General features: G+C 74.6%; 7 protein-coding genes. 6 read left to right on the top strand and 1 reads right to left on the bottom strand.

Going from position 1 to position 23,328, the window contains the following annotated elements:
- Positions 1-178 precede the first annotated feature (178 nt).
- The gene (locus tag EV374_RS24610) at positions 179-1,054 is read left to right on the top strand and encodes an FG-GAP repeat domain-containing protein (RefSeq protein WP_486485947.1); all 876 of its coding nucleotides are present in this window, start codon (positions 179-181) and stop codon (positions 1,052-1,054) included.
- Positions 1,055-1,303: 249 nt separating this feature from the next.
- Here the strand turns inward: EV374_RS24610 and EV374_RS24605 are convergent, their stop codons facing one another.
- A complete protein-coding gene (locus EV374_RS24605) occupies positions 1,304-14,275 on the bottom strand; it encodes a type I polyketide synthase (RefSeq protein WP_132239271.1) in 12,972 nt (4,323 codons plus the stop codon).
- A 680-nt stretch (positions 14,276-14,955) separates the two neighbouring features.
- On the opposite strand from EV374_RS24605, the gene EV374_RS24600 reads away from it, so the two are divergent.
- The 5 genes from EV374_RS24600 to EV374_RS24580 all read left to right on the top strand — a co-directional run bounded on the left by EV374_RS24600 (position 14,956) and on the right by EV374_RS24580 (position 22,776).
- The gene (locus EV374_RS24600) at positions 14,956-16,524 is read left to right on the top strand and encodes a fatty acid--CoA ligase (RefSeq protein WP_165947904.1); all 1,569 of its coding nucleotides are present in this window, start codon (positions 14,956-14,958) and stop codon (positions 16,522-16,524) included.
- A gap of 448 nt (positions 16,525-16,972) precedes the next feature.
- On the top strand, positions 16,973-20,098 hold the full coding sequence (locus tag EV374_RS24595; RefSeq protein WP_132239267.1) for an amino acid adenylation domain-containing protein: 3,126 nt from the start codon (positions 16,973-16,975) through the stop codon (positions 20,096-20,098).
- Positions 20,099-20,142: 44 nt separating this feature from the next.
- A complete protein-coding gene (locus EV374_RS24590) occupies positions 20,143-21,126 on the top strand; it encodes an aldo/keto reductase (RefSeq protein WP_132239265.1) in 984 nt (327 codons plus the stop codon).
- Positions 21,127-21,184: 58 nt separating this feature from the next.
- Entirely contained in the window at positions 21,185-21,922 is a 738-nt protein-coding gene (locus EV374_RS24585) for a sulfotransferase-like domain-containing protein (protein WP_132239263.1), read from the top strand.
- Positions 21,919-22,776 carry a family 3 encapsulin nanocompartment shell protein gene (locus EV374_RS24580; RefSeq protein WP_132239261.1) on the top strand — a complete coding sequence of 286 codons (858 nt, stop codon included), beginning with the start codon at positions 21,919-21,921 and terminating at the stop codon, positions 22,774-22,776. Before EV374_RS24585 ends, EV374_RS24580 begins: the two co-directional genes overlap by 4 nt.
- The last annotated feature ends 552 nt before the right edge of the window (positions 22,777-23,328 follow it).

The following is a 23,328-nucleotide window of genomic DNA, read 5'->3' as shown; positions in this document are numbered from 1 at the left end:
TAGGGGCATGGATCGGCGCCGATAGGCGTAGGTCGCTTTGTCGCATGTCGATCTCGCCTGTCGATCGCCGTCTTGCGGGTGGTGAGGGGTGCGGGTAGGGGTTACCACCCCCAGTCCCTGTTCGTAATGATCGGACTGTCGTGTTTCGGGGTGTACGGGGAGGTAGTTCGTGGCACGCATGGGCGGGAATGGTCACTGCCGTTCGTTCAACGGGAACGGGAGGCTGGACATCATGGCCCGTGACGACGACACGGGTGAACTGCTGGTCTTCCCGCACAGCGGCAGCTTCCGTGGTGCCGCAACATACGACGAGCCCGTGCTGATCAGCACCGGCTTCCATCCGTACCGCCACCACGGGATGGTCCGTCCCATCGACGTCAACGGCAACGGCTACGCCGACGTCATCGGCGTCAGCATGACGCACATGAACGAGACGCACGGGATCTTCCTCTATCCGAACAGGGGTGGGCTGAACGGTCTCGACACCCTCGGCGAGCCGATCCGCATCTCCGGTGCCCGCGACGACAAGAAGTGGGAGACCCTCGGCATCGCCGACGTGGACCTGGACGGCTGCGACGACATGTTCGGCCGCGAGCAGGACGCGGGCCACGTCGACGCGTTCTTCAACAAGCGTCAGGTCACGCAGAACGAGACGTACGACCGCACCGCGCACCGCCTGGTCACGATCGACGTCGACGACTTCCCGCTCGCGATGGCCGACGTCACCGGCACCGGCCGGCCCGACCTGCTGGTCCGCCGCGCCAACGGCGACCTCGACCTGTACGAGTTCGCGCACGACACCTCCGGGGAGGGCCCCTGGTGGCGGGGCGAGGGTCAGTGGTTCACGCTCGGCAAGGGCTGGCAGGAGTTCGCGCACATCACGGTGACCGACATCGACCTCGACGGCCGCCCGGACCTGCTGGCCGTACGCGCCGACGGCACGCTCGTCGTCCACCTGCACAACGGCAAGTTCGATGCGGAGCGGCCCTCGACCACGTTCTCCGCGCCGGAGGTGCTCGCGACGGGTTGGCAGAAGTACTCGGTGGTGAGCTGACGTAGTCCGCCCACTGGAGGTCGGCCGGCCCGATGGCGCCGGCCTCTGCCCGGTGGTGGTCATCCAGTACTAAAAGGCCCATCGGTCCCGGTTACGCCCGGGGCCGATGGGCCTTTTCCGGTCCGGACGGGGTGGCCGTTCCCGTCCGGGCGGATGCGGCCCCGGCGGGTGTCTCGTACGTCCCGTGAACGGACCAGCCCCCCACCCCGTCGTACGTCGGGGTGGGGGGCGGTCGTGGCTCGCCCGGGGTCAGGCGTTGTCCAGCTCGCTGTCCAGAATGTCGAACAGGTCGTCCGCCGTGACCGAGGCGAGGTCCGTGGCCTCGGCCGGGCTGGACTTGTCGCGCCACCTGGTCAGCAGCCGTTGCAGGGCCGCGGCGATGTCCGTCTCCGCCGTCTGCGTCGCGTCCACCAGCTCCAGCGTCGCCTCGACCCTGGCGATGCTGTCGACGAGGGTGCGCAGGTTGAGCTGCGCCTGGTTGCCGCCCAGCTCCCCGATCAGGTGCTCCACGAGGGCCGCGGGCGTGGGGTGGTCGAACGTCAGCGTCGCCGGCATCCGCAGGCCGGTGGCCTGGTTGAGCCGGTTGCGCAGCTCCACCGCCGTCAGCGAGTCGAAGCCCAGCTGCTTGAACGCCTGGTCCGCCGCGATGGTCTCCACCGAGTCGTGGGCCAGCACGGCGGCGACGTTCGTGCGTACCAGGGTCAGCAGCACCTCGCGCTGTTCCGGCTCGGCGAGGCCGGCCAGCCGGCTGGACAGCGACGCCGCGCTGCCGGCCGAGGAGGCGCGCCGGGGGCGGGTGAAGGAGCGCAGCGGTGCCGGCGCCGACGTGCTCGTGCGCAGGACACCCACGTCCAACCTGATCGGGACCAGGCACGGCTCGTCGGTCCGGCAGGCCGCGTCGAACAGCGCGAGCCCCTCCTCGACGGTGTGCGCCAGCACGCCGGTGCGCCCGATGCGGGCGAGGTCGGCCTCGGTGAGCCCACCGGTCATCGCGCCACCGCTGCGCCACAGGCCCCAGGCCAGCGAGGTCGCCGTGCGGCCGGACGCCCGACGGTGCGTGGCGAGCGCGTCCAGGAAGGCGTTCGCCGCCGCGTAGTTCGCCTGGCCGGCCGTGCCCAGCACCCCGGTCGCCGAGGAGAACAGCACGAACAGCTCGACGTCGCCGGCCAGCTCGTGCAGGTTGAGCGCCGCGTCGACCTTCGCCCGCAGCACCGCGTCCACCCGTTCCGGCGTGAGCGACTCGACCGTACCGTCGTCCAGCACGCCCGCGGCGTGCACGACGCCGACCAGGTCGGGCAGGGACGCCAGGAGTTCCGCCAGCGCGGCCCGGTCGGCGGCGTCGCAGGCGGCGACCGTGATCCTGGCGCCCAGCGACTCCAGCTCGGCCGTCAGCTCCGCGGCGCCCGGCGCGGTCGGGCCACGGCGGGAGGTCAGCACGAGGTGCCGCGCACCGTGCGCGGCGACCAAATGGCGGGCCAGTTCCGCGCCCAGGGCCCCGGTGCCGCCGGTGACGAGCACGGTGCCCGCCGGGTCGAACAGCCGGCGGTCCGAGCCGGCCGCGAACGTCGCGAGCCGCGGCACGGTCAACACCCCGTCGCGGACGGCCACCTGTGGTTCCCCGGTCGCGACGGCCGCGCCGACGAGAGCCGGGTCGTCGGTGTCGACGAGGACGAAACGATCGGGATGCTCGGTCTGCGCCGAGCGGACCAGGCCCCAGACCGCCGCGCCCGCCGGGTTCGTGCCGTCGGTCGCACCCTGGGACACGAACACCAGCGGGGAGCGGTCGCCGGGCAGCCACTCCTGGACCGCCGCGAGCGCGTCGTGCACGGCGGCCCGTACCGCCTCGGCGTCCGTGCCGGTCCCGACCTGGAACACGTCGAAGGCGCCGGCGGGGGCCACGGGAATGGGGACCGGCTGCCACTCCAACCGGTGCAGCCCGTCCGGACCAGCGGTGGAGCGCAGCTGCTCGATCGTCACCGGGCGCGCGACCAGGGACTCGACCGTGGCCACCGGCATGCCGGTGCCGTCGGCGAGCGCCAGGGCGTACGCGTCGCCGGCGGTGGGCGTGATCCGCACCCGCAGGGCCGTCGCCCCGGTGGTCAGCACCCGTACGCCGTGCCAGCTGAACGGCAGGCGCAGCGGACCGTCGGCCCCGGTGGCCAAGGAGATCGGGTGCAGGGCCGCGTCCAGCAGCGCCGGATGCAGTCCGAAGCGGCCCGCCGGCGCGTCGACGGGGAGCGCGACCTCCGCGAGCAGTTCGTCGCCGCGCCGCCAGGCCGCCACCAGTCCCCGGAATGCGGGGCCGTAGTCGACGCCGAGGTCGGCGATGCGGTCGTACAGCTCCTCGACCGGGGCCGGCACGGCGTCGGCCGGCGGCCACTCACCGGCCCAGGCGGCCTCGGGCTCCCCGGCGGCGTCGAGCAGGCCGCTCGCGTGCTGCGTCCACGGCTCGCCGTCGAGCGCGTCCTCGCGCCGGGAGTGCACCCGCAGCGGCCGGCGTCCGGCCTCGTCGGGTTCCCCGACCTCCACCTGCACCCGTACCGCGCCGTCGGCCGGCAGCACCAGCGGCGCGTGCAGGGTCAGCTCCTCGATGCGGTCGAGGTCGACGTGCTCGGCGGCCCGCCGCGCGAGCTCGACGAACGCGGCACCCGGCAGCAGGACCGTGCCCAGGACGGCGTGGTCGGCGAGCCAGGGCTGTTCGCGCAGGGAAAGCCGGCCGGTGAGCACGCTCCGCTGGGAGTCGGCGAGCGCCAGCACCGCGCCGAGCAGCGGATGGTCCGCCGCCCCGAGCCCGAGCCCGGCGGCGTCCGCCGGCCCCTCGTCGGGGATCAGCCAGTACCGCTGGTGCTGGAACGGGTACGTCGGCAGCTCCACCTCGCGGGCGCCCGCCCGGTACGCGCCGGCGTCGGGGCCGGCCCCCGCGGTGAAGAGTCGCCCGACGGCCCTGAGGAGGGTCGCGGTCTCGGGCTGTCCCCGGCGGGTGGTGGCGATGGCGGTGGCGTCGCCGGTGGCGGCGGCCGTGGCGAGGACGGTGTCGGGGCCGATCTCGAGGAAGGTGCCGACGTGGTGCGTGCCGGCGAGAGCCTCGACGGCCTCGTGGAAGCGGACGGTGTGGCGCAGTTGGGTGACCCAGTGGTCGGGGGTGGAACGCAGCGGTCGGCCGTCGACGGTGGAGATGACGGGAACGGTGGGCTCCCGGTGGGTGATGGAGTCGGCGACGGCGCGGTACTCGTCGAGGACGGGGTCCATCAGGTGGGAGTGGAAGGCGTGGGAGACGGTGAGCCGCTTCGTCCGGTGGCCCTGCGCGGCGAGTGCCTCGGCGGCCGCGAGGGTGGCGGCCTCGTCGCCGGAGAGGACGAGGTCGGTGCCGGTGTTGACGGCGGCGACGCCGACGGAGTCGGAGAGGTACGGGGTGACCTGTTCCTCGGTGGCCTGCACGGCGACCATGGCGCCCCCGGTGGGGAGGGCCTGCATGAGCGTGGCGCGGGCGGCGACGAGCTTCGCGGCGTCGGCGAGGTCCCAGACACCGGCGACGTGGGCGGCGGCGAGTTCGCCGATGGAGTGTCCGGCGACGTGGTCGGGGCGGACGCCCCAGGATTCGAGGAGCCGGTAGAGGGCGACCTCGAAGGCGAACAGGGCGGGTTGGGTGTAGCCGGTCTGGTGCACCTCGTCGGTGTCGATGACCTTGCGCAGTGGTTGGTCGAGGTGCGCGTCGAGGGCGGCGCAGACCTCGTCGAAGGCGGCGGCGAAGACGGGGTACGCGGCGGCGAGCTCGGCGCCCATGCCCAGCCGCTGCGCGCCCTGCCCCGTGAACAGGAACGCCAACCTGCCGGCCCCGGGGGTGCCGGTGACCAGGTTGGTGGACTCCTGGCCGGCGGCCAGCGCGGCGAGGCCGTCGAGGAGTTCCCGCCGGTCGGTCCCGACGACGGCGGCCCGCTGCGTGAACCGGACCCGGGCGGCCAGGGTGCGCGCGACGTCGGCGTCCGGCAGTTCGGGGCGGGCCACGAGGTGGCCGTGCAGGCGGCGGGCCTGCTCCCGCAGGGCCTGCTCCGAACGGGCGGACAGCAGCCACGGCAGGGCCTGCGGCGGCGTGCCGGCGTCGGCGCTGTCGGCCTCGGCAGGGGGCTCCTCGATGATCACGTGCGCGTTCGTGCCGCTGACGCCGAACGAGGACACCCCGGCGCGGCGCGGGTGGCCGTTGCGCTGCCACTCGGCCGGCTCGGTCAGCAGCGCGACCGAGCCCGCCGACCAGTCGATCTTCGGGGACGGCTCGTCGACGTGCAGGGTGCGCGGCAGCAGCCCGTGCCGCAGGGCGAGGACCATCTTGATGACCCCGCCGACGCCGGCGGCGGCCTGGGCATGGCCGATGTTGGACTTGAGCGAGCCCAGCCAGAGCGGGCGTTCGCGGTCCTGGCCGTAGGTGGCGAGGATGGCCTGGGCCTCGATGGGGTCGCCCAGGGACGTGCCGGTGCCGTGCGCCTCGATGGCGTCCACCTGGTCGGCTGACAGCCCGGCGTTGGCCAGCGCCGACCGGATGACCCGCTGCTGCGAGGGCCCGTTGGGGGCGGTGAGGCCGTTGGAGGCGCCGTCCTGGTTGACGGCCGAGCCGCGGACGAGGGCGAGGACGCGGTGGCCGTTGCGGCGGGCGTCGGAGAGCCGCTCGACCACCAGCACGCCGACGCCCTCCGCCCAGCCGGTGCCGTCCGCGGCGGCGGCGAACGACTTGCACCGGCCGTCGCGGGCGAGGCCCCGCTGCTTGGAGAACTCGACGTACAGGCTGGGCGTGGACATGACGGTCACGCCGCCGGTCAGCGCGAGGGAGCACTCGCCGGAGCGCAGCGCCTGCACGGCGAGGTGCAGGGCGACCAGCGACGACGAGCAGGCGGTGTCGACGGTGACCGCCGGCCCCTCCAGCCCGAACGTGTACGCCACCCGGCCCGAGGCGACGCTGCCCGCGGTTCCGGTGCCCAGGAACCCCTCGACACCGTCGGGTACGGCGCTCGCCCCGGCGGCGTAGTCGTGCGTCATGAGGCCGGTGAACACACCGGTGGGTGAGCCGCGCAGCGCGTCCGCCCGGAGGCCGGCGTTCTCCAGCGCCGCCGAGCAGGTCTCCAGGAAGATCCGCTGCTGCGGGTCCATCGCCAGCGCCTCGCGGGGGCTGATGCCGAAGAACTCCGCGTCGAACCCGGCCGCGTCGAGCAGGAATCCGCCCCGGTCGACGTAGCTGGTGCCGGGGGTGTCCGGGTCGGGGTCGAACAGCGTGTCCAGCGACCAGCCGCGGTCGGTCGGGAAGCCGCTGATGCCCTCGCGGCCGTCGAGCAGCAGCTGCCAAAGCTCGTCGGGTGAGGTGACGCCGCCGGGGTAACGGCAGGCCATGCCGACGATCGCGATGGGCTCGTCGGTGGGGCGGGCGGCGACCGCCGCCACGACGGGGCGCGGTTCGTCCTCCCGGTCGCCCAGCTCGCCCCGCAGGTACTCGACGAGGGCCTCCGGGGTGGGGTAGTCGAAGGTCAGCGTCGCGGGCAGGCGCAGCCCCGTCGCGGTGTTGAGCCGGTTGCGCAGCTCGACGGCCATCAGCGAGTCGAAGCCGAGCTGGCGGAACGGTTCGGCCACGGAGACGGCGTCCGCGTCCGGCTGGGCGAGCACGGTCGCGACCTGCGTACGCACGATGTCGAGCAGCAGCCCGCGCTGCTCCTCCTCGCTGCGCCCGGCCAGCTCGCGGGCCAGCGCGGTGGCGCCCGGCCGGGTCGCGGCCTGCCGCCGGCGCGGCACTCTGGCCAGGCCGTGCAGCGGCGGCGCGGCGTTCGTGGCGGCGCGTACCGCGGCGACGTCGATGGTGACGGGCACCAGGTGCGCGAGGTCCGAGCGGCACGCGGCGTCGAACAGCGCGAGCCCTTCCTCGACGCTGTGCGGAAGGAGACCGCCGCGCGCGATGCGGGCCAGGTCGGTCTCGCCGAGCTGGCTGGTCATCGCGCTCTGCTCGGCCCACAGGCCCCAGGACAGCGAGGTGGCGGCCCGGCCCTCGGCCCGGCGCTGTGCGGCCAGGGCGTCGAGGAACGCGTTCGCCGCCGCGTAGTTCGCCTGCCCCGCGGTGCCGATGACGCTCGCGACGGAGGAGTAGAGCACGAACAGGTCGACGTCGCCGGCCAGCTCGTGCAGGTTGAGCGCGGCGTCGAGCTTGGGTCGCAGGACGGCGTCGAGGCGGTCGGGCGTGAGCGACTCCAGGATGCCGTCGTCGAGCACGCCCGCGGTGTGCACCACGCCCACCAGCGGCCGGGCGAGCCCGTCGAGCAGCGCCGACAGCGCCTCGCGGTCGGCGGTGTCGCACGCGACGACGTCGACCGTGGTGGCGCCGAGGGCGGTCAGTTCCTCGGCCAACGCGGCGGCGCCCGGCGCGTCCAGGCCCCGGCGGGAGGCGAGGACCAGGTGTTCCGCGCCGTGCCGGGTGACCAGGTGGCGGGCGAGCGCGGCGCCGAGCGTGCCGGTGCCACCGGTGATCAGGACGGCCCCCGTCGGGTCGAACAGCGCGCCGTCCGGGGTGGCGGCGGCGTGCCGCGCGAGCCGCGGCACGGTCAGCGCCCCGTCGCGGACGGCGAGCTGTGGCTCCCCGGTGGCGAGCGCGGCGGCAAGGGCGCGCTCCGACTTGTCGGTGCCGTCGGTCTCGACGAGGACGAAGCGGTCCGGGTGCTCGGTCTGGGCGGAGCGGACCATGCCCCACGCCGCCGCGCCCGCGAGGTCGCCGCCGCGGGTGACCACGGCCAGCCGCGCGGTGCCGGCCGCGGCCCGCTGAAGCGTCGCCAGCGTGTCGTGGAGGGACTGTCGTACGGCGTCGGCGGTGTCGCCCGCCTCGACCCGGAACACCTCGACGTCGGGCGTGCCGGTGCCGGTCGGGGCGGCCACGGGCACCCAGTCCGTGCGGTACAGCGCGGCGGTGGGGCCGCTCGCGCCGGCCAGGCCGTCCGTCGTGACCGGCCGGACCGCGACCGCGTCGGCGCTCAGCACCGGGTTGCCCTCGTCGTCGGTGGTGCTCACCCGCAGGGTGTTCTCGCCGGCCGGGGTCAGCCGGACCCGCAGCGCCGAGGCCCCCCGGCGGTGCAGCCGCACCCCCCGCCAGGAGAAGGGCAGCCAGGCCCGGCCGGCCGGGTTCCCGCCGCCGTCGAGGTGCAGCACGAGCGGGTGCATGGCGGCGTCGAGCAGCGCCGGGTGTACGCCGTAGCGCACGGCGGCCGGCTCGTCCTCGGTGCGCAGGGTGGCCCGGGCGAACAGCTCGTCGCCGCGCCGCCACACCTCCTGGACGCCCTGGAAGGCGGGGCCGTAGCAGAATCCGCGCGCCAGCAGCCAGCCGTAGAAGTCGCCGACGTCGACGGGCTCCGCGCCGGCTGGCGGCCACTCGTCCCGCACCGGGGCCGGCGCGGGCGCGTCGGCCAGCGTGCCCGAGGCGTGGCACGTCCACTCCGCGCCCGGCGGCTGCCCGGCCGGCTGGGAGTACACGCCGAACTCGCGGCGGCCCTGCTCGTCGGGTCGGCCGACCCACACCTGGAGGTTGACCCGCTGCTCCTCGGTCAGCGTCAGCGGGGCCTGGAGGGTGAGTTCCTCGATCGTGCCGCTGCCGGTGTGCTCGGCGGCGTGCGCGGCCAGTTCGAGGAACGCGGTGCCGGGCAGCAGGACGGTGTCGAGGACGGCGTGGTCGACCAGCCACGGCTGCTCGCGCAGGGAGAGCCGCCCGGTGAGCACGAGCCGGTCGGTGTCGACGACGCCCAGCACCGCGCCGAGCAGCGGGTGGCGCGCCGCGGTGAGGCCGGCCGTGCCCACGTCGCCCCCGGCGGTGGGCCGCAGCCAGTACGACCTGCGCTGGAACGGGTACGTCGGCAGCGGCACCTCGCGGGCGCCGGGGAAGTAGGCGTCGGCGTCGGGGCCGGTCCCGACGGTGAAGAGGTGGCCGACGGCCCGGGCGAGGCTGTGCGTCTCGGGCTGCCCCCGGCGCATGGTGGCGATGCCGGTGGCGTCGCCGGTGGTGGTGGCCAGGACGGTGTCGGGGCCGATCTCGAGGAAGGTCTCGACGCGGCCGTCGGCGGTGAGGGCGGCGACGGCGTCGTGGAAGCGTACGGCCCGGCGGACCTGGGTGACCCAGTGCTCCGGCGTGGAGCGCAGCGGCTGCCCGTCGACCGTGGAGATCAGCCCGATGCGGGGTTCGTGGTGGGTGATGGACGCGGCGACGGCCCGGTAGTCGTCGAGCATCGGGTCCATCAGGTGGGAGTGGGCGCCCAGCGGGATCGGCAGCCGCTTCGTCTTGTGCCCGAGCGCGGCGAGCTGCTCGGCGGCGGCGAGGGTGGCGGCCTCGTCGCCGGAGATGACCAGGTCGGTGGGGGTGTTGATGGCGGCGATACCGACCTGCTCGCTCAGGTACGGGGTGACCTGCTCCTCGGTGGCCTGCACGGCGACCATCACGCCGCCCAGCGGCAGGGCCGCCATGAGGGTGGCGCGGGCGGCGACGAGCTTCGCGGCGTCGGCGAGCGACCAGACGCCGGCCACGTACGCGGCGGAGAGCTCGCCGAGGGAGTGTCCCGCCACGAAGTCGGGGCGGATGCCCCACGACTCGACGAGCCGGTGCAGGGCGACCTCGAAGGCGAACAGGGCCGGCTGCGTGTACGCGAACCGGTGCAGGTCGTCGCTGCGGATGATCTCGCGTACCGGCTTGTCCAGGTGCCGGTCCAGCTCGGCGCAGGCCTCGTCGAACGCGTTGGCGAAGACGGGGTACGCGGCGGCGAGCTCGGTGCCCATGCCGAGGTACTGGGCGCCCGTACCGGTGAACAGGAACGCCAGCCCGCCGGGGCGGGCGGTGCCGGTGAGCACGTCGGCGGTGCCCTGACCGGCGGCGAGGGCGGCGAGGCCGTCGAGCAGGTCCTGCCGGGTGGCGCCGGTGACCGCGGCCCGGTGGCCGAAGGCGACCCGGGTGGTGACGAGGGACCGGCCGACGTCGGCGACCGACAGCCCGGGCCGGTCGGCGAGGTGCTCGTGCAGCCGGCGGGCCTGCTCCCGTACCGCCTGCTCGGAGCGCGCCGACAGCAGCAACGGCAGCACCGGCGGCGCGGGCGGGGCGTCGGCGGCCGGGGCGTCGGCGGCGGGCGGCTCCTCGATGATCACGTGCGCGTTCGTGCCGCTCATCCCGAACGACGAGACGGCGGCCCGGCGCGGCCGGTCGCCGGCGGGCCACGCTACCGGCTCGGTCAGCAGCGACACCGCCCCGGCCGACCAGTCCACCTTGCGGCTCGGCTCCGAGACGTGCAGGGTGCGCGGCAGCAGCCCGTTGCGCAGGGCGAGGACCATCTTGATCACGCCGCCCACGCCGGCGGCGGCCTGCGTGTGGCCGATGTTGGACTTGAGCGAGCCGAGCCGGAGTGGCTGTTCGCGGCCCTGGCCGTAGGTGGCGAGGATGGCCTGGGCCTCGATGGGGTCGCCCAGGGACGTGCCGGTGCCGTGCGCCTCGAGCGCGTCCACCTCGGCGGGTGCGAGGCCCGCGTTGGCGAGCGCGGCGCGGATGACCCGCTGCTGCGAGGGCCCGTTGGGGGCGGTGAGGCCGTTGGAGGCGCCGTCCTGGTTGACGGCCGAGCCGCGCACCACCGCCAGGACGCGGTGGCCGTTGCGGCGGGCGTCGGAGAGCCGCTCGACCACGAGTACGCCGACGCCCTCGCCCCAGCCGGTGCCGTCGGCGTCGTCGGAGAACGCCTTGCACCGCCCGTCGGGGGAGAGGCCGTTCTGCCGGGAGAACTCGGTGAAGGTCTCCGTGCCGGCCATCACGGTCACGCCGCCCGCCAGGGCCATCGTGCACTCGCCGGAGCGCAGCGCCCGTACGGCCAGGTGCAGGGCGACCAGCGACGCGGAGCAGGCGGTGTCCACGGTCATCGCCTGGCCCTCCAGGCCCAGGGCGTACGCGACCCGGCCGGACGCCACGCTGCTCGCGGTGCCGGTGATGAGGTGGCCGTCGACCCCGTCCTCCTCGCTGTGCCCGAGCCGGCCGTAGTTCTGCACGTGCAGGCCCGTGAAGACGGCGGTGTCGCTGCCGCGCATCGAGGTCGGCGGGATGCCGGCGTGCTCCAGCGCCTCCCACGCGGTCTCCAGGAACACCCGCTGCTGCGGGTCCATCGCCAGCGCCTCGCGGGGGCTGATGCCGAAGAACTCCGCGTCGAACTCGTCCGCGTCGTGCAGGAAGCCGCCGGCGGTCGCGTTGCACGTGCCCGGCCCGTCGCCCGCGAACAGCGCCGCGAGGTCCCAGCCGCGGTTGGTGGGAAACTCGCCGATGACGTCGGTGCCGTTCTCGACCACCCGCCACAGGTCGTCCGGGGAGGTGATGCCGCCCGGGTAGCGGCAGGCCATGCCGACGATCGCGATCGGCTCGCTCTCGTCGTACGACCCGACCGTGGCCGGCGCCGCCTCGACCGTGCCCAGCCCCAGGGCGTCGAGCAGGTGGCCGGCGAGGATGTCCGGCGTCGGGTAGTCGAAGACCAGGCTCGCCGGCAGGCTGAGGCCGGTCGCGGCGCAGAGCCGGTTGCGCAGCTGCACGGCGATGAGCGAGTCGTAGCCGAGCTGGCGGAACGGCGTCTCGCCGTCGATCGTCGCGGGCGCCTGGTCGCCCAGGACCTCGCCGGTCGCGGCCCGTACGAGTTCGCGCAGCAGGCCGAGCCGCTCGTCCGCCGGGGTCGCCAGCAGCCGCTCGGCCAGGGCGTTGCCGGCGCCGTCGGTGCCGGCGTCGGCGGCCAGCACGGGGCGCGCGGCGACGACGCAGGGCTCGCCCGTGGCCAGCGCGGTGTCGAGGAGGGCGCTTCGTCGTGCCGCGGGGGGCCGGGCGAACCCCGGCGCGCTCCACGCCACGGAGACGCCGGGCAGGCCGAGCGCCCGCCGGTGCCGCACCAGCGCGTCGGCGGCGACGGTGGCGGCGACGTCGCCGCCGTCGGTGAGCAGCACGAGGTCGGTCGGGGCGCGCCCGAGCGGCGCGGTGTGCAGCGCCAGCGTCTCGGTGACCGTGAGGTCCACCGCCGCGACGGTGGCGACCGGCCGGTCGCCGAGCACGGCCGCCAGCGTCTCCGGGTCGAACGGCACGTCCGGGTGCACGCAGACCTCGGCGCCGAACGCCGCCAGCTCCGCCGGGGCGCCCGCCGGCACGTCGTCCGGCCCCACCAGGACCAGTTCGCGTACGTCGTGGGCCGCCACGAGGTGGCGGGTGAGCGCCGCGTCGTACGACCGGGCGACGAGCACGAGCGTGCCCCGCAGTGGTGCGCCGCCGGGCAGGGCGGGGACGTCCGCGTACCGGGGCACGAGCAGTTCGCCCTCGCGTACGGCCAGCACGTCCTCGCCGGAGGCCACGGCCGCGCGCAGCTCCTCGGCACCGACCCGGTCGGCGTCGACGAGCACGAGCCGGCCGGGGCGGCGGAGCTGGTGGGCCCGCGCGAGCGCCCAGGCGGCGGCCTGCCCGGGGGCCGCCGCGTCGTCGCCGTGCAGGCCGCCCCGGGTCAGTACGACCAGGCGGGAGTCCGCCGGGTGGTCCTCGTCGAGCACCCGCGCCAGCAGCTCGGACAGCGCGGTGTGGTCGGGGTAGCTGTCGACGGTGAGGTCGTCGTCGGTGAGGTCGGCGGTCAGCTCGGGCGGGCCCACGACGGCCCAGGCGGGCCGACCGGAGTCCGACCCGGAGGCGGGCTCCGGTGCCGGCTCCCAGCGCAGCGCGTGCAGCCGGTCGGGCAGCGACCCGGCCACGCCGATCAGGCGGGCGGGCAGCTCGGGGAGCCGGTGCCGGGCGGGGCTGCCGAGGGCGGTGCGGGGGATCTCCCGCACCAGGTACGTCTCGACCGGTACGGCCGCGGCGGGCAGTTCCGCGCGGCACCGCGCCAGCAGGCCGGCGGCATCCACGGCGGACCCGACGACGAACGCGACCGGACCGTCGGGCCCGGCGAGGGCTGCCGCGTCGGCCACCCCCGCCGCGGCGCGCAGCACCGCGTCGATCCGGTCCAGCCGGACCCGCTCGCCGCCGACCTCGACCGCGTCGGCCAGCCGGCCGGTGACCGTCAGGTGCCCGGAGTCGTCGCGGCGGGCCAGGTCGCCGGTGCGGTACCAGCCGCCGCGCAGCGCCTCGGCCGTCTCGGCGGCGAGGTCGTGGTAGCCGCCGGCCATCACGTTCGGGCCGCTGACCCAGACCTCACCCTCCTGCCCGGGGCCCAGGTCGGCGCCCGATGCGGGGTCGACCACCCGCACGCTCAGGCCCGGCAGGGGCAGGCAGCGTCGTTCCGCGTCGCCGTTCGGCCAGCTCACCGCGATCAGGCCGGACGTCTCGGTGGTCACGTAGCCGGTGAGCAGCGGCGCGGCGAACGCGGCCTCGAAGGACCCGCGCAGCGCCGGGTCCACGGGGCCGACGGCCAGCGCGATCCGTACCCCCTGCGGGTCGGGGCCCGGCGCGTCCAGCAGGGCGCGGTGCGTCGCCCCGGTGCCCACCAGCACGGTGCTGCCCTGCGCGGCGAGCGTGGCCCGCAGCTCGTCGGGGGAGAGGCCGCCGGCGAGGCGTACCGACGCCCCCGCCGCGGTGGCGGCGAGGAGCTGCCCGAAGCAGACGTGCACGGGCAGCATCCACAGCACCCGGTCGTCCGCTGTCCACCCGAGCCCGGCCACGTACGTCGCCGCGGCGGCGGGCCACAGCGCGTTGCGCTGCGTGGACAGCACGCCCTTGCGGCGGCCGGTCGTTCCCGCCGTCCAGGTGAGGAACGCCAGGTCGTCGAGGCCGGCGTCGTCCTGGGGCGGCGACGCCGGGTCGGTCGTCGCCAGCTCCTCGAACGAGTGCCCGTCGCCGTCGTGCCCGCCGTCGACGACGAGGACCGACACGGACACCCGCGCCGCGTTGGCCGCGTCGGTGATGACCGCGTCGGCGCCGGCGTCCTCGACCAGCCGGGCCAGCTCGGCGTCGTCCAGGGCCGGGTCCAGCGGCACCGCGATGCCGCCGGCCCGGACGACGGCGAGGACGCCCTCCACCGCCGTGACCCCGTCGAGCAGGACGACGACGCGGTCCGCCGGCCACACGCCGAGGTCGGCGAGGTGGCCGGCGAGCCGCGCCGTCCGTATCTCCAGCTCCGCGTGGGTCACGTTCCGCCGCGAATCGGCGTACGCGACCTGGTTGCCGGACCGGTCGGCGTTGGTCCGGAGCAGTTCGGGCAGGGGCCGGAGCAGATCGGTACGCGGCATGGTTCAACAACCTCTTGTCGGATAGCAGTGGTGATGCGGACCGTGGGTGGGGATGCGCTCAAGACCGTGACCGGAAGGGACACCAGGGCGGGCACCGGCGGCCGTACGCCTGACCTTCAGCGACTCCCGGGGGGCGGCGAGTTCGATGTCCGGGAAGCGGGTGCACAGCTCCCCGAGGGCGGGTCGGGGAACCCCTTCGGGGCGTCGTACGCCGCGTACGGGCGCGCGAAGTGGTCGTCGTCCATCAGCTGCCGATGCCCGTGCACCGGGCACGTGTCCGCCATGTCGTCCTCGCTGTGATCGCTCGGATGGAATCGCTGTCGGATGCGGTGCGCCGGGCGGGAGGGACCGCCCGCGCGCCCATGGTGCCCCTGGCCCGTCCACGCTTGGGTAACTGCCGGGACGACCGCCGTTGGTGCGGGTGACGCCCCACTCACGGGTACGGGGGCCCGAATCGGGCCCGTGGGTGAGTTCTTCCGCTGTTACCGGGTGATGGACACGCGCTGATTACGTTCAGTTCGCACTCGTGCGCAAGGAGGAACGGCGATGACGACGTCGCGGGCCAGGCACAGCGCGGCCGACGGGCTGGCGAGCGCGGAGGGTCAGCCCGCCCGGCATGCGTTCCCAGGCCGACGCGGCGTGAGCCGCCCCCACCCCGTACGTCCACTGAGGAGGACTTGGTGACCGTTCAGTTGCGCACGCTCGTCGACGTGGCACGCCGGCACGCCGCCCAGCAGCCGGAAGCCGTCGCGATCATCTGCGAGGGCCGGCGCGTCGACTACGCCACCCTGCACCGCGTCAGCAACCAGGTGGCGCGCGGCCTCCAGGCGGCGGGCCTGCGCCCCGGGGACCGCGTCGCCTACCTCGGCAAGGAGTCCGAGCACTTCTACGACCTGCTCTTCGGTGCCGCGAAGATCGGCGTGGTGTTCGTGCCGATCAACTGGCGGCTGGCCGCCGGCGAGGTCGAGCACATCCTGCGCGACTCCGGCGCCGCCCTGCTCTTCGTCGACGCCGACTCGACCCCGGTCGCCGAGAAGCTGGCGCCGGAGCTGCCGATGCTGCGGCAGGTGGTCGCGCTGGACGCCGACGGCGTGGCCCGCGCCGGCTTCGCGGCCTGGGTGTCGGCGCAGCCCGACGCGAACGTGCTGGCCAAGGTCACGTCCGACACGCCGCTGGCGCAGATGTACACCAGCGGCACGACGGGTCTGCCGAAGGGCGTCGTCCTCGCGCACCGCAGCTTCTTCGCGGTACGCGACGGGCTCGCCTCGGAGAACCTGGACTGGCTCGACCTGCGCGAGAGCGACGTCAGCCTCCTCTGCAACGGCGGATTCCACATCGGCGGCCTGTCGTGGGCGGCGATGGGTTTCGCCGCGGGCGCCACGAACGTGCTGATGCGCGAGTTCAACACTGCGGGCGCGGTCGAGCTGATCCGATCGCTGCGCGTCACCACCATCCTCGCGGTGCCCTCGATGCTGCGACTGCTGCTCGCGGAGCCCGGCGTCACCAAGGCGGACTTCGCCTCGCTGAGGAAGATCGTCTACGGCAGCGCGCCCATCTCGACGGCGCTGCTGGCCCGCTGCATCGAGGGCTTCGGCTGCGAGTTCGCCCAGATCTACGGCCTGACCGAGACCGGCAACTCCGCCGTCTGCCTGCCCCCGGCCGACCACACCCCGGACGGCGGCAAGATGCAGTCGGCGGGGCTGCCGTACCCGGGCTTCGAGGTCAAGATCGTGGACGACAAGGGCGAGCCGCTGCCGGCCGGCGAGGTCGGCGAGGTCTGGCTGCGTTCGCCGGGCGTGATGGTGGAGTACTGGAACCTGCCGGAGGCCACGGCGAAGACGCTCGTCGACGGGTGGGTCGTGACCGGGGACGCCGGCTTGCTGGACGAGGACGGTTACCTGTACATCCGCGACCGGATCAAGGACATGATCATCGTCTCGGGGGAGAACGTCTACCCGGTCGAGGTCGAGAACGTGATCAGCCGGCACCCGCTGGTCGCCGAGTCGGCGGTCGTGGGCGTGCCGGACGAGCGCTGGGGCGAGGCCGTCTACGCGTTCGTGGTGCCGGTGGAGGGGCAGCGGCTCACCGAGCGCGACCTGGCGCTGCACCTGCGCGGCCAGCTCGCCGGTTTCAAGCAGCCGCTGCACTACGAGTTCATCGACCGGGTGCCGCGCAACCCCAGCGGGAAGATCCTGCGCCGCGAGCTGCGGGAGCGGTTCTGGCAGGGGCACGACCGCCGGGTGAGCTGATCGCGATGACGGCGGTGACCAGCGAGCGGGGCGTCCGCGCCCCGCTGTGCCGGCGCGAACGGTCCGCGCGTCGCTGGCTACCGTCCGTCATCGCGCCTGCTCGTCGCGTGGCGGGGGCGTCCGTCCGCGCCGCCGGTGCGCCTCCGCGCGTGGCCGACGGTCCAGCGTGGAATCTCCGCGTACGCCGGCAGGTGGGCGAAGGATTCCCTGGTGGGAGGGCTGCCCGCCGGACGGGCGGCGCGCGGGGAGTGCTCTCACTACTTCCAAGTGACGGGAATCGATGTAGCAGAAAGTTGCATATTCCCTCCCATCGATCGGCCCTCTAGTGTCCTTGACCAGCAGCCAGGGCATCGACCGGCGCCGATAACTACCCTTGCTGCGCGTCGGGTCGGATTCGTCCCGTCCGCAGCATGACGACAGGCCTGCGGGCACGGGGACAGGAGGCGTGATGAGGGCGGGCGACACCGGATCCACGGCGGCGGTTCCCGCCTCCGACGGGCCCACCTGCCGGTGCACCGCCACCACTGCGGCGGCCGCCGGGAGGAGTTACGACGACCGGCCCTTCCTGGCCGTGCCCGGCATGGTCGAGGAGCGCGTCGACCGGCACCCGCACCGCCGGGCGGTGTCGTTCCGGGGCCGCTCGCTGACGTACCGCGAACTCGACGACCTGGCCAACGGCGTCGCCGCCGCCCTCACCGGGCGGGGCGTCCGGCGGGGCGACGTGGTGCCCGTCCTGATCGCCGACGGGCTCGAACTGCCCGTCGTCGACCTGGCGCTGATGAAGCTCGGCGCGGCCTTCGTGCCCGTCGATCCCGGCTGGCCGGCGGACCGGCTGCACGCCTCGCTGCGGGAGGTGCGGCCCCGGCTCGCGGTGGTACGCCGCACCGGCCCGCGTGCCGACACCGGTGACGTCCCCTGCCTGCCCGTCGACCTTGACGAGATCGTCCCGACCCGCCGCCGGCCCGGCGTGCCGATCGGCCCGGCCGACCTGATCTACGGCATCTTCACCTCCGGCACCACCGGCACCCCGAAGTGCGCACTGAACCGGCACGACGGCATCGCCAACCGGCTGCGGTTCATGACGCGGCACTTCGCGGCGACCGGCGACGAGGTGGTCCTCCAGAACAGCCGGCACACCTTCGACTCGTCGGTGTGGCAGATGTTCTGGCCGCTGACCACCGGTGGCCGCGCCGTGGTGCCGGTCGAGGGCGGGTTCCTCGACGTCGAGCGGACAATCCGGACCATCGCCGACGAGACCGTCACGATGACCGACTTCGTGCCGAGCGTGCTCGGCGCGCTGGTGTCGGTCCTGGACCGGGACCCGGCGGCCCGGCGCGCCGTCGCCTCGCTGCGCAACGTGATCGTCGGCGGCGAGGAGATCGACCCCTGGGCGGTGCACCGGCTGGCCGAGTTGGTGCCGGGCGTGGCGGTCACCAACGGCTACGGCCCGACCGAGGCGTCGATCGGAATGATCTTCCACACCGTCGCCCGCAGCGACGGCGACGTCATCCCCATCGGCCGGCCCATCGACAACTGTCACGCCGCCGTCGTGGACGACGAGCTGCGCCCCCTGCCGCCGGGCGAGACCGGCGAGATCGTCATCGGCGGCGTGTGCCTGGGCGAGGGATACCTCGGCGACCCGGCCCGCACCGCCGAGGTGTTCGTGCCCAACCCGCTGCCCGACATCCCGGGCGCCCGGCTCTACCGCACCGGCGACCTCGGCCGGATCGCCCCCGACGGCCGGCTGCACTTCGCCGGCCGCCGCGACCACCAGCTCAAGGTCAACGGCGTCCGGATCGAGGCCGGCGAGATCGAGACCGCCGCCACCCGGCTGCCCGGCGTACGGCTGGCGAAGGTCCTGCTGGCCCGCGAGCACCGGGGGAAGTCGCTGGCCCTCTTCCTCGCCGCCGACCCCGAGGTGACCGAGCCGCAGGTGCGGGCGCACCTGCGCGGGCTGCTGCCCCGCACCCACGTGCCCCGGCACGTCGTCGTGCGCGACGCGCTGCCGCTGACCGGCAACGGCAAGGTCGACCGGCAGGCGCTGGAGGCATGGCTGGACCGTACGCTCGCCGACCGGACCCGCCCGTCGGCTGCGCCCGCCGAGGCGCGGACGCTGGCCGACCGCGTGCTCGGGGTGTTCCGGACGGTCCTCGGCCGGCCCGACCTCGACCCCGACACCGACTTCCTCGACGCCGGGGGCGACTCGCTCCAGGCCCTCGACGCGGTCACCGCCCTCGGCGCGGACCAGAGCGTGCGGGTCGGCGTGCAGGACCTGTTCACCCACCGCAGCGCCGCCCGGCTCGCCCGCGCACTCGCCGTACGGCTGCGCACGGCCGATCCCACCGAGACCGAGGACGAGCTGGTGGAGCGGGACGCGAAGATCCCGGCCGACCTGCCCGTACGCCCCGTCGGCCGGCGCCGGGCGCCGCGTACGGTCCTGGTCACCGGGGCCACCGGCTTCGTCGGCGCGCGCCTGGTGCACGAGCTGCTCGCCACCACCGACGTCCGGGTGCTCTGCCTGGCCCGCGCGGCCGACGACGCCGAGGCCACCGCCCGCGTCGTGCGCGCGCTGGCCGAGCGGGGCCTGTGGCGGCCCGGCCACGACCCGCGCCTGCACGCGTACGCGGCCGACCTCGGCAGCCCGGCCCTCGGCCTGACCCCGCAGGCGTGGGACCGGCTGGCCCACGACTGCGACCTCGTGCTGCACGCCGGGGCGCTCGTCAACTTCCTGTTCGACTACCGGGCCCACCGCGCCGCGAACGTCCTCGGCACCGCCGAGCTGCTGCGGTTGTGCCTGACGGGGCGGCCGAAGCCGCTGCACCACGTCTCCACCCTCGGCGTCCTCGACAGCGAGGCCGCCCGCCACCCGCAGCCGCTGCCCGAGACGTACGACCCGGCCCTCGCCGTCGCGCCGACGAGCGGCTACAGCCGGTCGAAGTGGGTGGCGGAGCGGTACCTCGACGACGCCCGGCGGCGCGGCGCGACCGTCACGGTGCTGCGCCTCGGCGAGGTGATGCCGGCGGCCGACGACGGCCACCCCAACCCCCGGGCCCTGACCCACCTGCTGCTGGCGGCCTGCCACCGGCTGCGGATGCGGCCCGACGCGCCCGTGCGCTCCGACTGGACGCCGGTGGACTGGGCCGCCCGGCGGATCGTCGCCACGGTCGTCGACCCGCGCCAGTGGGGCGGCACGCTGCACGTCCTGCACCCGGTGAGCGTCGACTTCACCGACCTGCCGCTGGGCGGCGCGGACGCCCTGCCCCGGGTGAGCTGCGCGCGGTTCCTGGCGGGGCTGCGCGAGGCGGCCGGCGAGGGCGACCGCGACGCCGCCGTGCTGCTGGCCCTCTTCCCGCCCGGCGCGGGCGCCGACGAGGAGCGGCTGCGCGCGGTCTTCGCGACGCTGCTCACCGACAACCCCCGGCTCTTCCGGCGCGACGGCTGCGCCGAGCTGGAACGCCGCCGGGGCTTCACCGACCACCGGCTCGGCCCGTCCGTCGGCGCCTACCGCGCCTGGCTGGGCGCGCACGAGGGGCGGGAGGCCGACCGGCTGCTGCTGCCGGCGGGACCAGGGTGAACGGTCGCGCGCGACGCAATTTCGGGCACGGATGAGGGAGTGGAATGCGATACCGCAGGATGGGTCGGCTCGGCTGGCAGGTCAGCGAGGTCGGATACGGGATGTGGGGCATCGGGGGCGGACCCGGCGGCTTCACCGGCTGGGACTACGACACCGCGCCGGCCTGCCTGGACGAGGCGGTGGAACGGGGCTGCAACTTCTTCGACACCGCCTGGGTCTACGGGCGGGGCGTCAGTGAGCAGCTCCTCGGCGGCCTGGTGCGCCGGCACCCGGACCGCCGGCTGTACCTGGCCACCAAGATCCCGCCGAAGAACCGCGAGTGGCCGCCCGGCCCCCAGGACACCCTGGACGACGTCTTCCCGGCCGAGCACATCCGCGAGTTCACCCACCGCAGCCTCGAGAACCTCGGCGTGGACCGGATCGACCTGCTCCAGTTCCACGTCTGGGAGGACCGGTGGGCCGCCGACGGCCGCTGGCAGGAGGCCGTCGCGGACCTCAAGCGGGAGGGCGTCGTCGACGGCGTCGGGATCAGCGTCAACCGGTGGGAGCCGACGAACTGCCACGCCGCCCTCGACACCGGCCTGATCGACGTCGTGCAGGTCATCTACAACATCTTCGACCAGGCGCCGGAGGACGAGCTGTTCCCGCGCGCCCAGCGCGACGACATCGCGATCATCGCCCGCGTCCCGTTCGACGAGGGGACGCTGACCGGCACGCTGACCGCCGACAGCACCTGGCCGGAGGAGGACTGGCGCAGCACGTACTTCGGGCCGGAGAACCTGCTGCCCAGCGTGGAGCGCGCCGAGCGGCTGGCCGCCGACGTGCCGGCCGGGATGACCATGCCGGAGCTGGCGCTGCGGTTCATCCTGCACCACCCTGCGGTGAGCACGGTGATCCCCGGCATGCGCCGCGTCGAGCACGTCCGCGCCAACCTGGCCGTCAGCGACGGCGTACCGCTGGACGCCGGGGTGCTGGACACGCTGCGCGGCCACCGGTGGGACCGCAAGCCCACGTCGTGGTCGCAGTGAGCGCGCCCCGCCGCGGCGCCGCCCCGGGGCGGCGGGAGACGCGCCACGGGGGGCCCACATGCCGGTGATCGCCATGTGGGCGCACCCCCGGGCGCTCTCCACCGCGTTCCTGCGCATGATGATCGCCCGCGGCGACGTCACGGTCGTCCACGAGCCCCTGGTCACCCTCGTCGACGAGGGGCACGTCGAGCTGCCCACCGCCGACGGCGGCACCCTCACCGTGACCGACGCGGCCAAGGTCGTCGCGCACCTGACGGAGCTGGGCCGGGACCGGACCGTCTTCGTCAAGGACACGCTCGAATACCGCTACCGGCACCTGTTCGACGACCCCGGGGCGGTCGCCGACGTCACGCACACCTTCATCGTCCGGGAACCGGCCCGCACGATCAGCTCGCACTACGCGATCAAGCCGACGGTGACCTGTCCGGAGATCGGCTTCGAGCACCAGTGGGAGCTGTTCGACCTGGTCAGCCGGACCGCGCACCGGCCGCCGGTGGTGATCCGGGCCGAGAACCTGCTGCGGCACCCCGCCGAGACGGTGTCGGCCTGGTGCGGGGCCGTGGGGCTGCCGTTCCTGCCCGAGGCGCTGAACTGGGCGCCGGGGGAGCGCACCGAGTGGCGGCGTACGCGCAAGTGGCACCTCGACGTCGAACGCACCTCGGGCTTCTCTCCGGTCGAGAAGTCCTTCGAGGTGACCGTCGCCAACAACGACACCCTGCGGTCGTACCACGACCACCACCAGCCCTTCTACGAGCGGCTGATCCGGCACGCCATCTCCATCGGGGAGGACTCATGACCATCACCACCGCGCCGCCCGTGACCGCGCCGTCGACGCTGTCGCCCGGTGAGCTGTTCGCCCGCGCGTACGCCGACGATCCCGCCGGCGCCGAGGTGCGTTTCGACTACACCATCACGGACGCCTTCCAGCCGACCAAGGAACGCCCCCGGGTGACCGTGCGCAACCTGTTCCGCAAGCGGCCGGTCGGCATGGAGCCGGTCCGGTTCTGGTCCGAGGGCCGGCCCGACGCGGGTGAGGCCGCCGCCGTGCACGAGTCGGGCCTGCGCCGGGAGGCCGCCTTCCGCTTCGGCACCGCCTCCGCCGGGGTGCACCCGATCCGCGCCTGGGTGCGCATCCCCGAGGAACTCGCCGACGACCCGGAGGCGCTGGCCTCCTTCATCGACTACCGGCTGCTGGTCCGCCTCGCCACGGCCGAGAACCAGGCGCTGACCATCGGCGAGGGCGGCCTGCTGCGGCACCCGGAGATCGGGCGGCTGCCGTACCGGCACGACTGGCTCAGCGGCCTGCTCGCCGCCTGCGACGAGATCGAGCAGACCGGGGCCACCCCGCACGCGATGATCGTCAACCCGCGGGACTACTACACCCACCTGCTCGGCAAGGGCTCCCTCCTGACGGACCTGACCCGCAACGGCGTCCAGATCAGCCGTACGCGGATGGTGGCGCCGGGCGAGGCGGTGGTCGGCGACTTCGCGATGGCGGCCCGCCTGCTGGACGCGGGGCGGTCCGCGATCCGCGTCGACACCCCGCCGCCCGGCACCCTGTCCACCGACGGCCCGGCCGTCTGTGCCGAGATCCACGAGGGACTGGCCGTGCACCTGCCGACCCACTTCTTCCACGTCGTGCCGGCCTAGCGCCTCGTCGTACACCCTCGGACGGGTGATCCGTGCCGCGTGGGACGGTGGTGGTCGCCGAGCCGGTCTGGGGCGAAAGAGTATGTGACGCTGTCGAGCTGAGTCGTCTGTGACATCAGGCGTCGTCCGGGCCATCGTGGCGCCAGACGGCGGTGAATCGTCTGCGACATCAGCTCGACAGCGTCCCACGTGCGGACACTTCCGCCGACGGGCACCATGACGGACCCGGGGGTTCATCGCGAACCCGCATCTGGGTCGGAATGCTGGTCCCCCCAGCGGTAACCGACCGAACTGTTCTACTCGGATTTCCTGGCGGTCGTCGGATGACCTCACGCGACGCGGAAGTTCGCCCCAGGGCTGCTTCGTCAGCAGGCTGCCGCCAGGGCTGGCGCGTTCGCGGACCCGGTTGAGGGGTCGTGGACCCAGGTGGTGGTGCAGCCGTCGGCGACGTCTTCAGTCGCTGATTGGATCGTTCCGCTTCGATGCCGCTATCCTGAGCGCGAGGTGCCCGGCCGGCCTTCGGTCTGCCCGGTCGCTGGTCGATCCACTGGG

Source organism: Micromonospora sp. CNZ303 (assembly GCF_004345505.1).
This window is presented reverse-complemented; position numbering and strand designations above follow the sequence as displayed.

Coding starts and splice junctions, on each gene's coding strand:
- EV374_RS24585 (WP_132239263.1), top strand. CDS start 21,185: ATGCCGGTGATCGCCATGTGGGCGCACCCCCGGGCGCTCTCCACCGCG.
- EV374_RS24610 (WP_486485947.1), top strand. CDS start 179: ATGGGCGGGAATGGTCACTGCCGTTCGTTCAACGGGAACGGGAGGCTG.
- EV374_RS24590 (WP_132239265.1), top strand. CDS start 20,143: ATGCGATACCGCAGGATGGGTCGGCTCGGCTGGCAGGTCAGCGAGGTC.
- EV374_RS24595 (WP_132239267.1), top strand. CDS start 16,973: ATGAGGGCGGGCGACACCGGATCCACGGCGGCGGTTCCCGCCTCCGAC.
- EV374_RS24605 (WP_132239271.1), bottom strand. CDS start 14,275: ATGCCGCGTACCGATCTGCTCCGGCCCCTGCCCGAACTGCTCCGGACC.
- EV374_RS24580 (WP_132239261.1), top strand. CDS start 21,919: ATGACCATCACCACCGCGCCGCCCGTGACCGCGCCGTCGACGCTGTCG.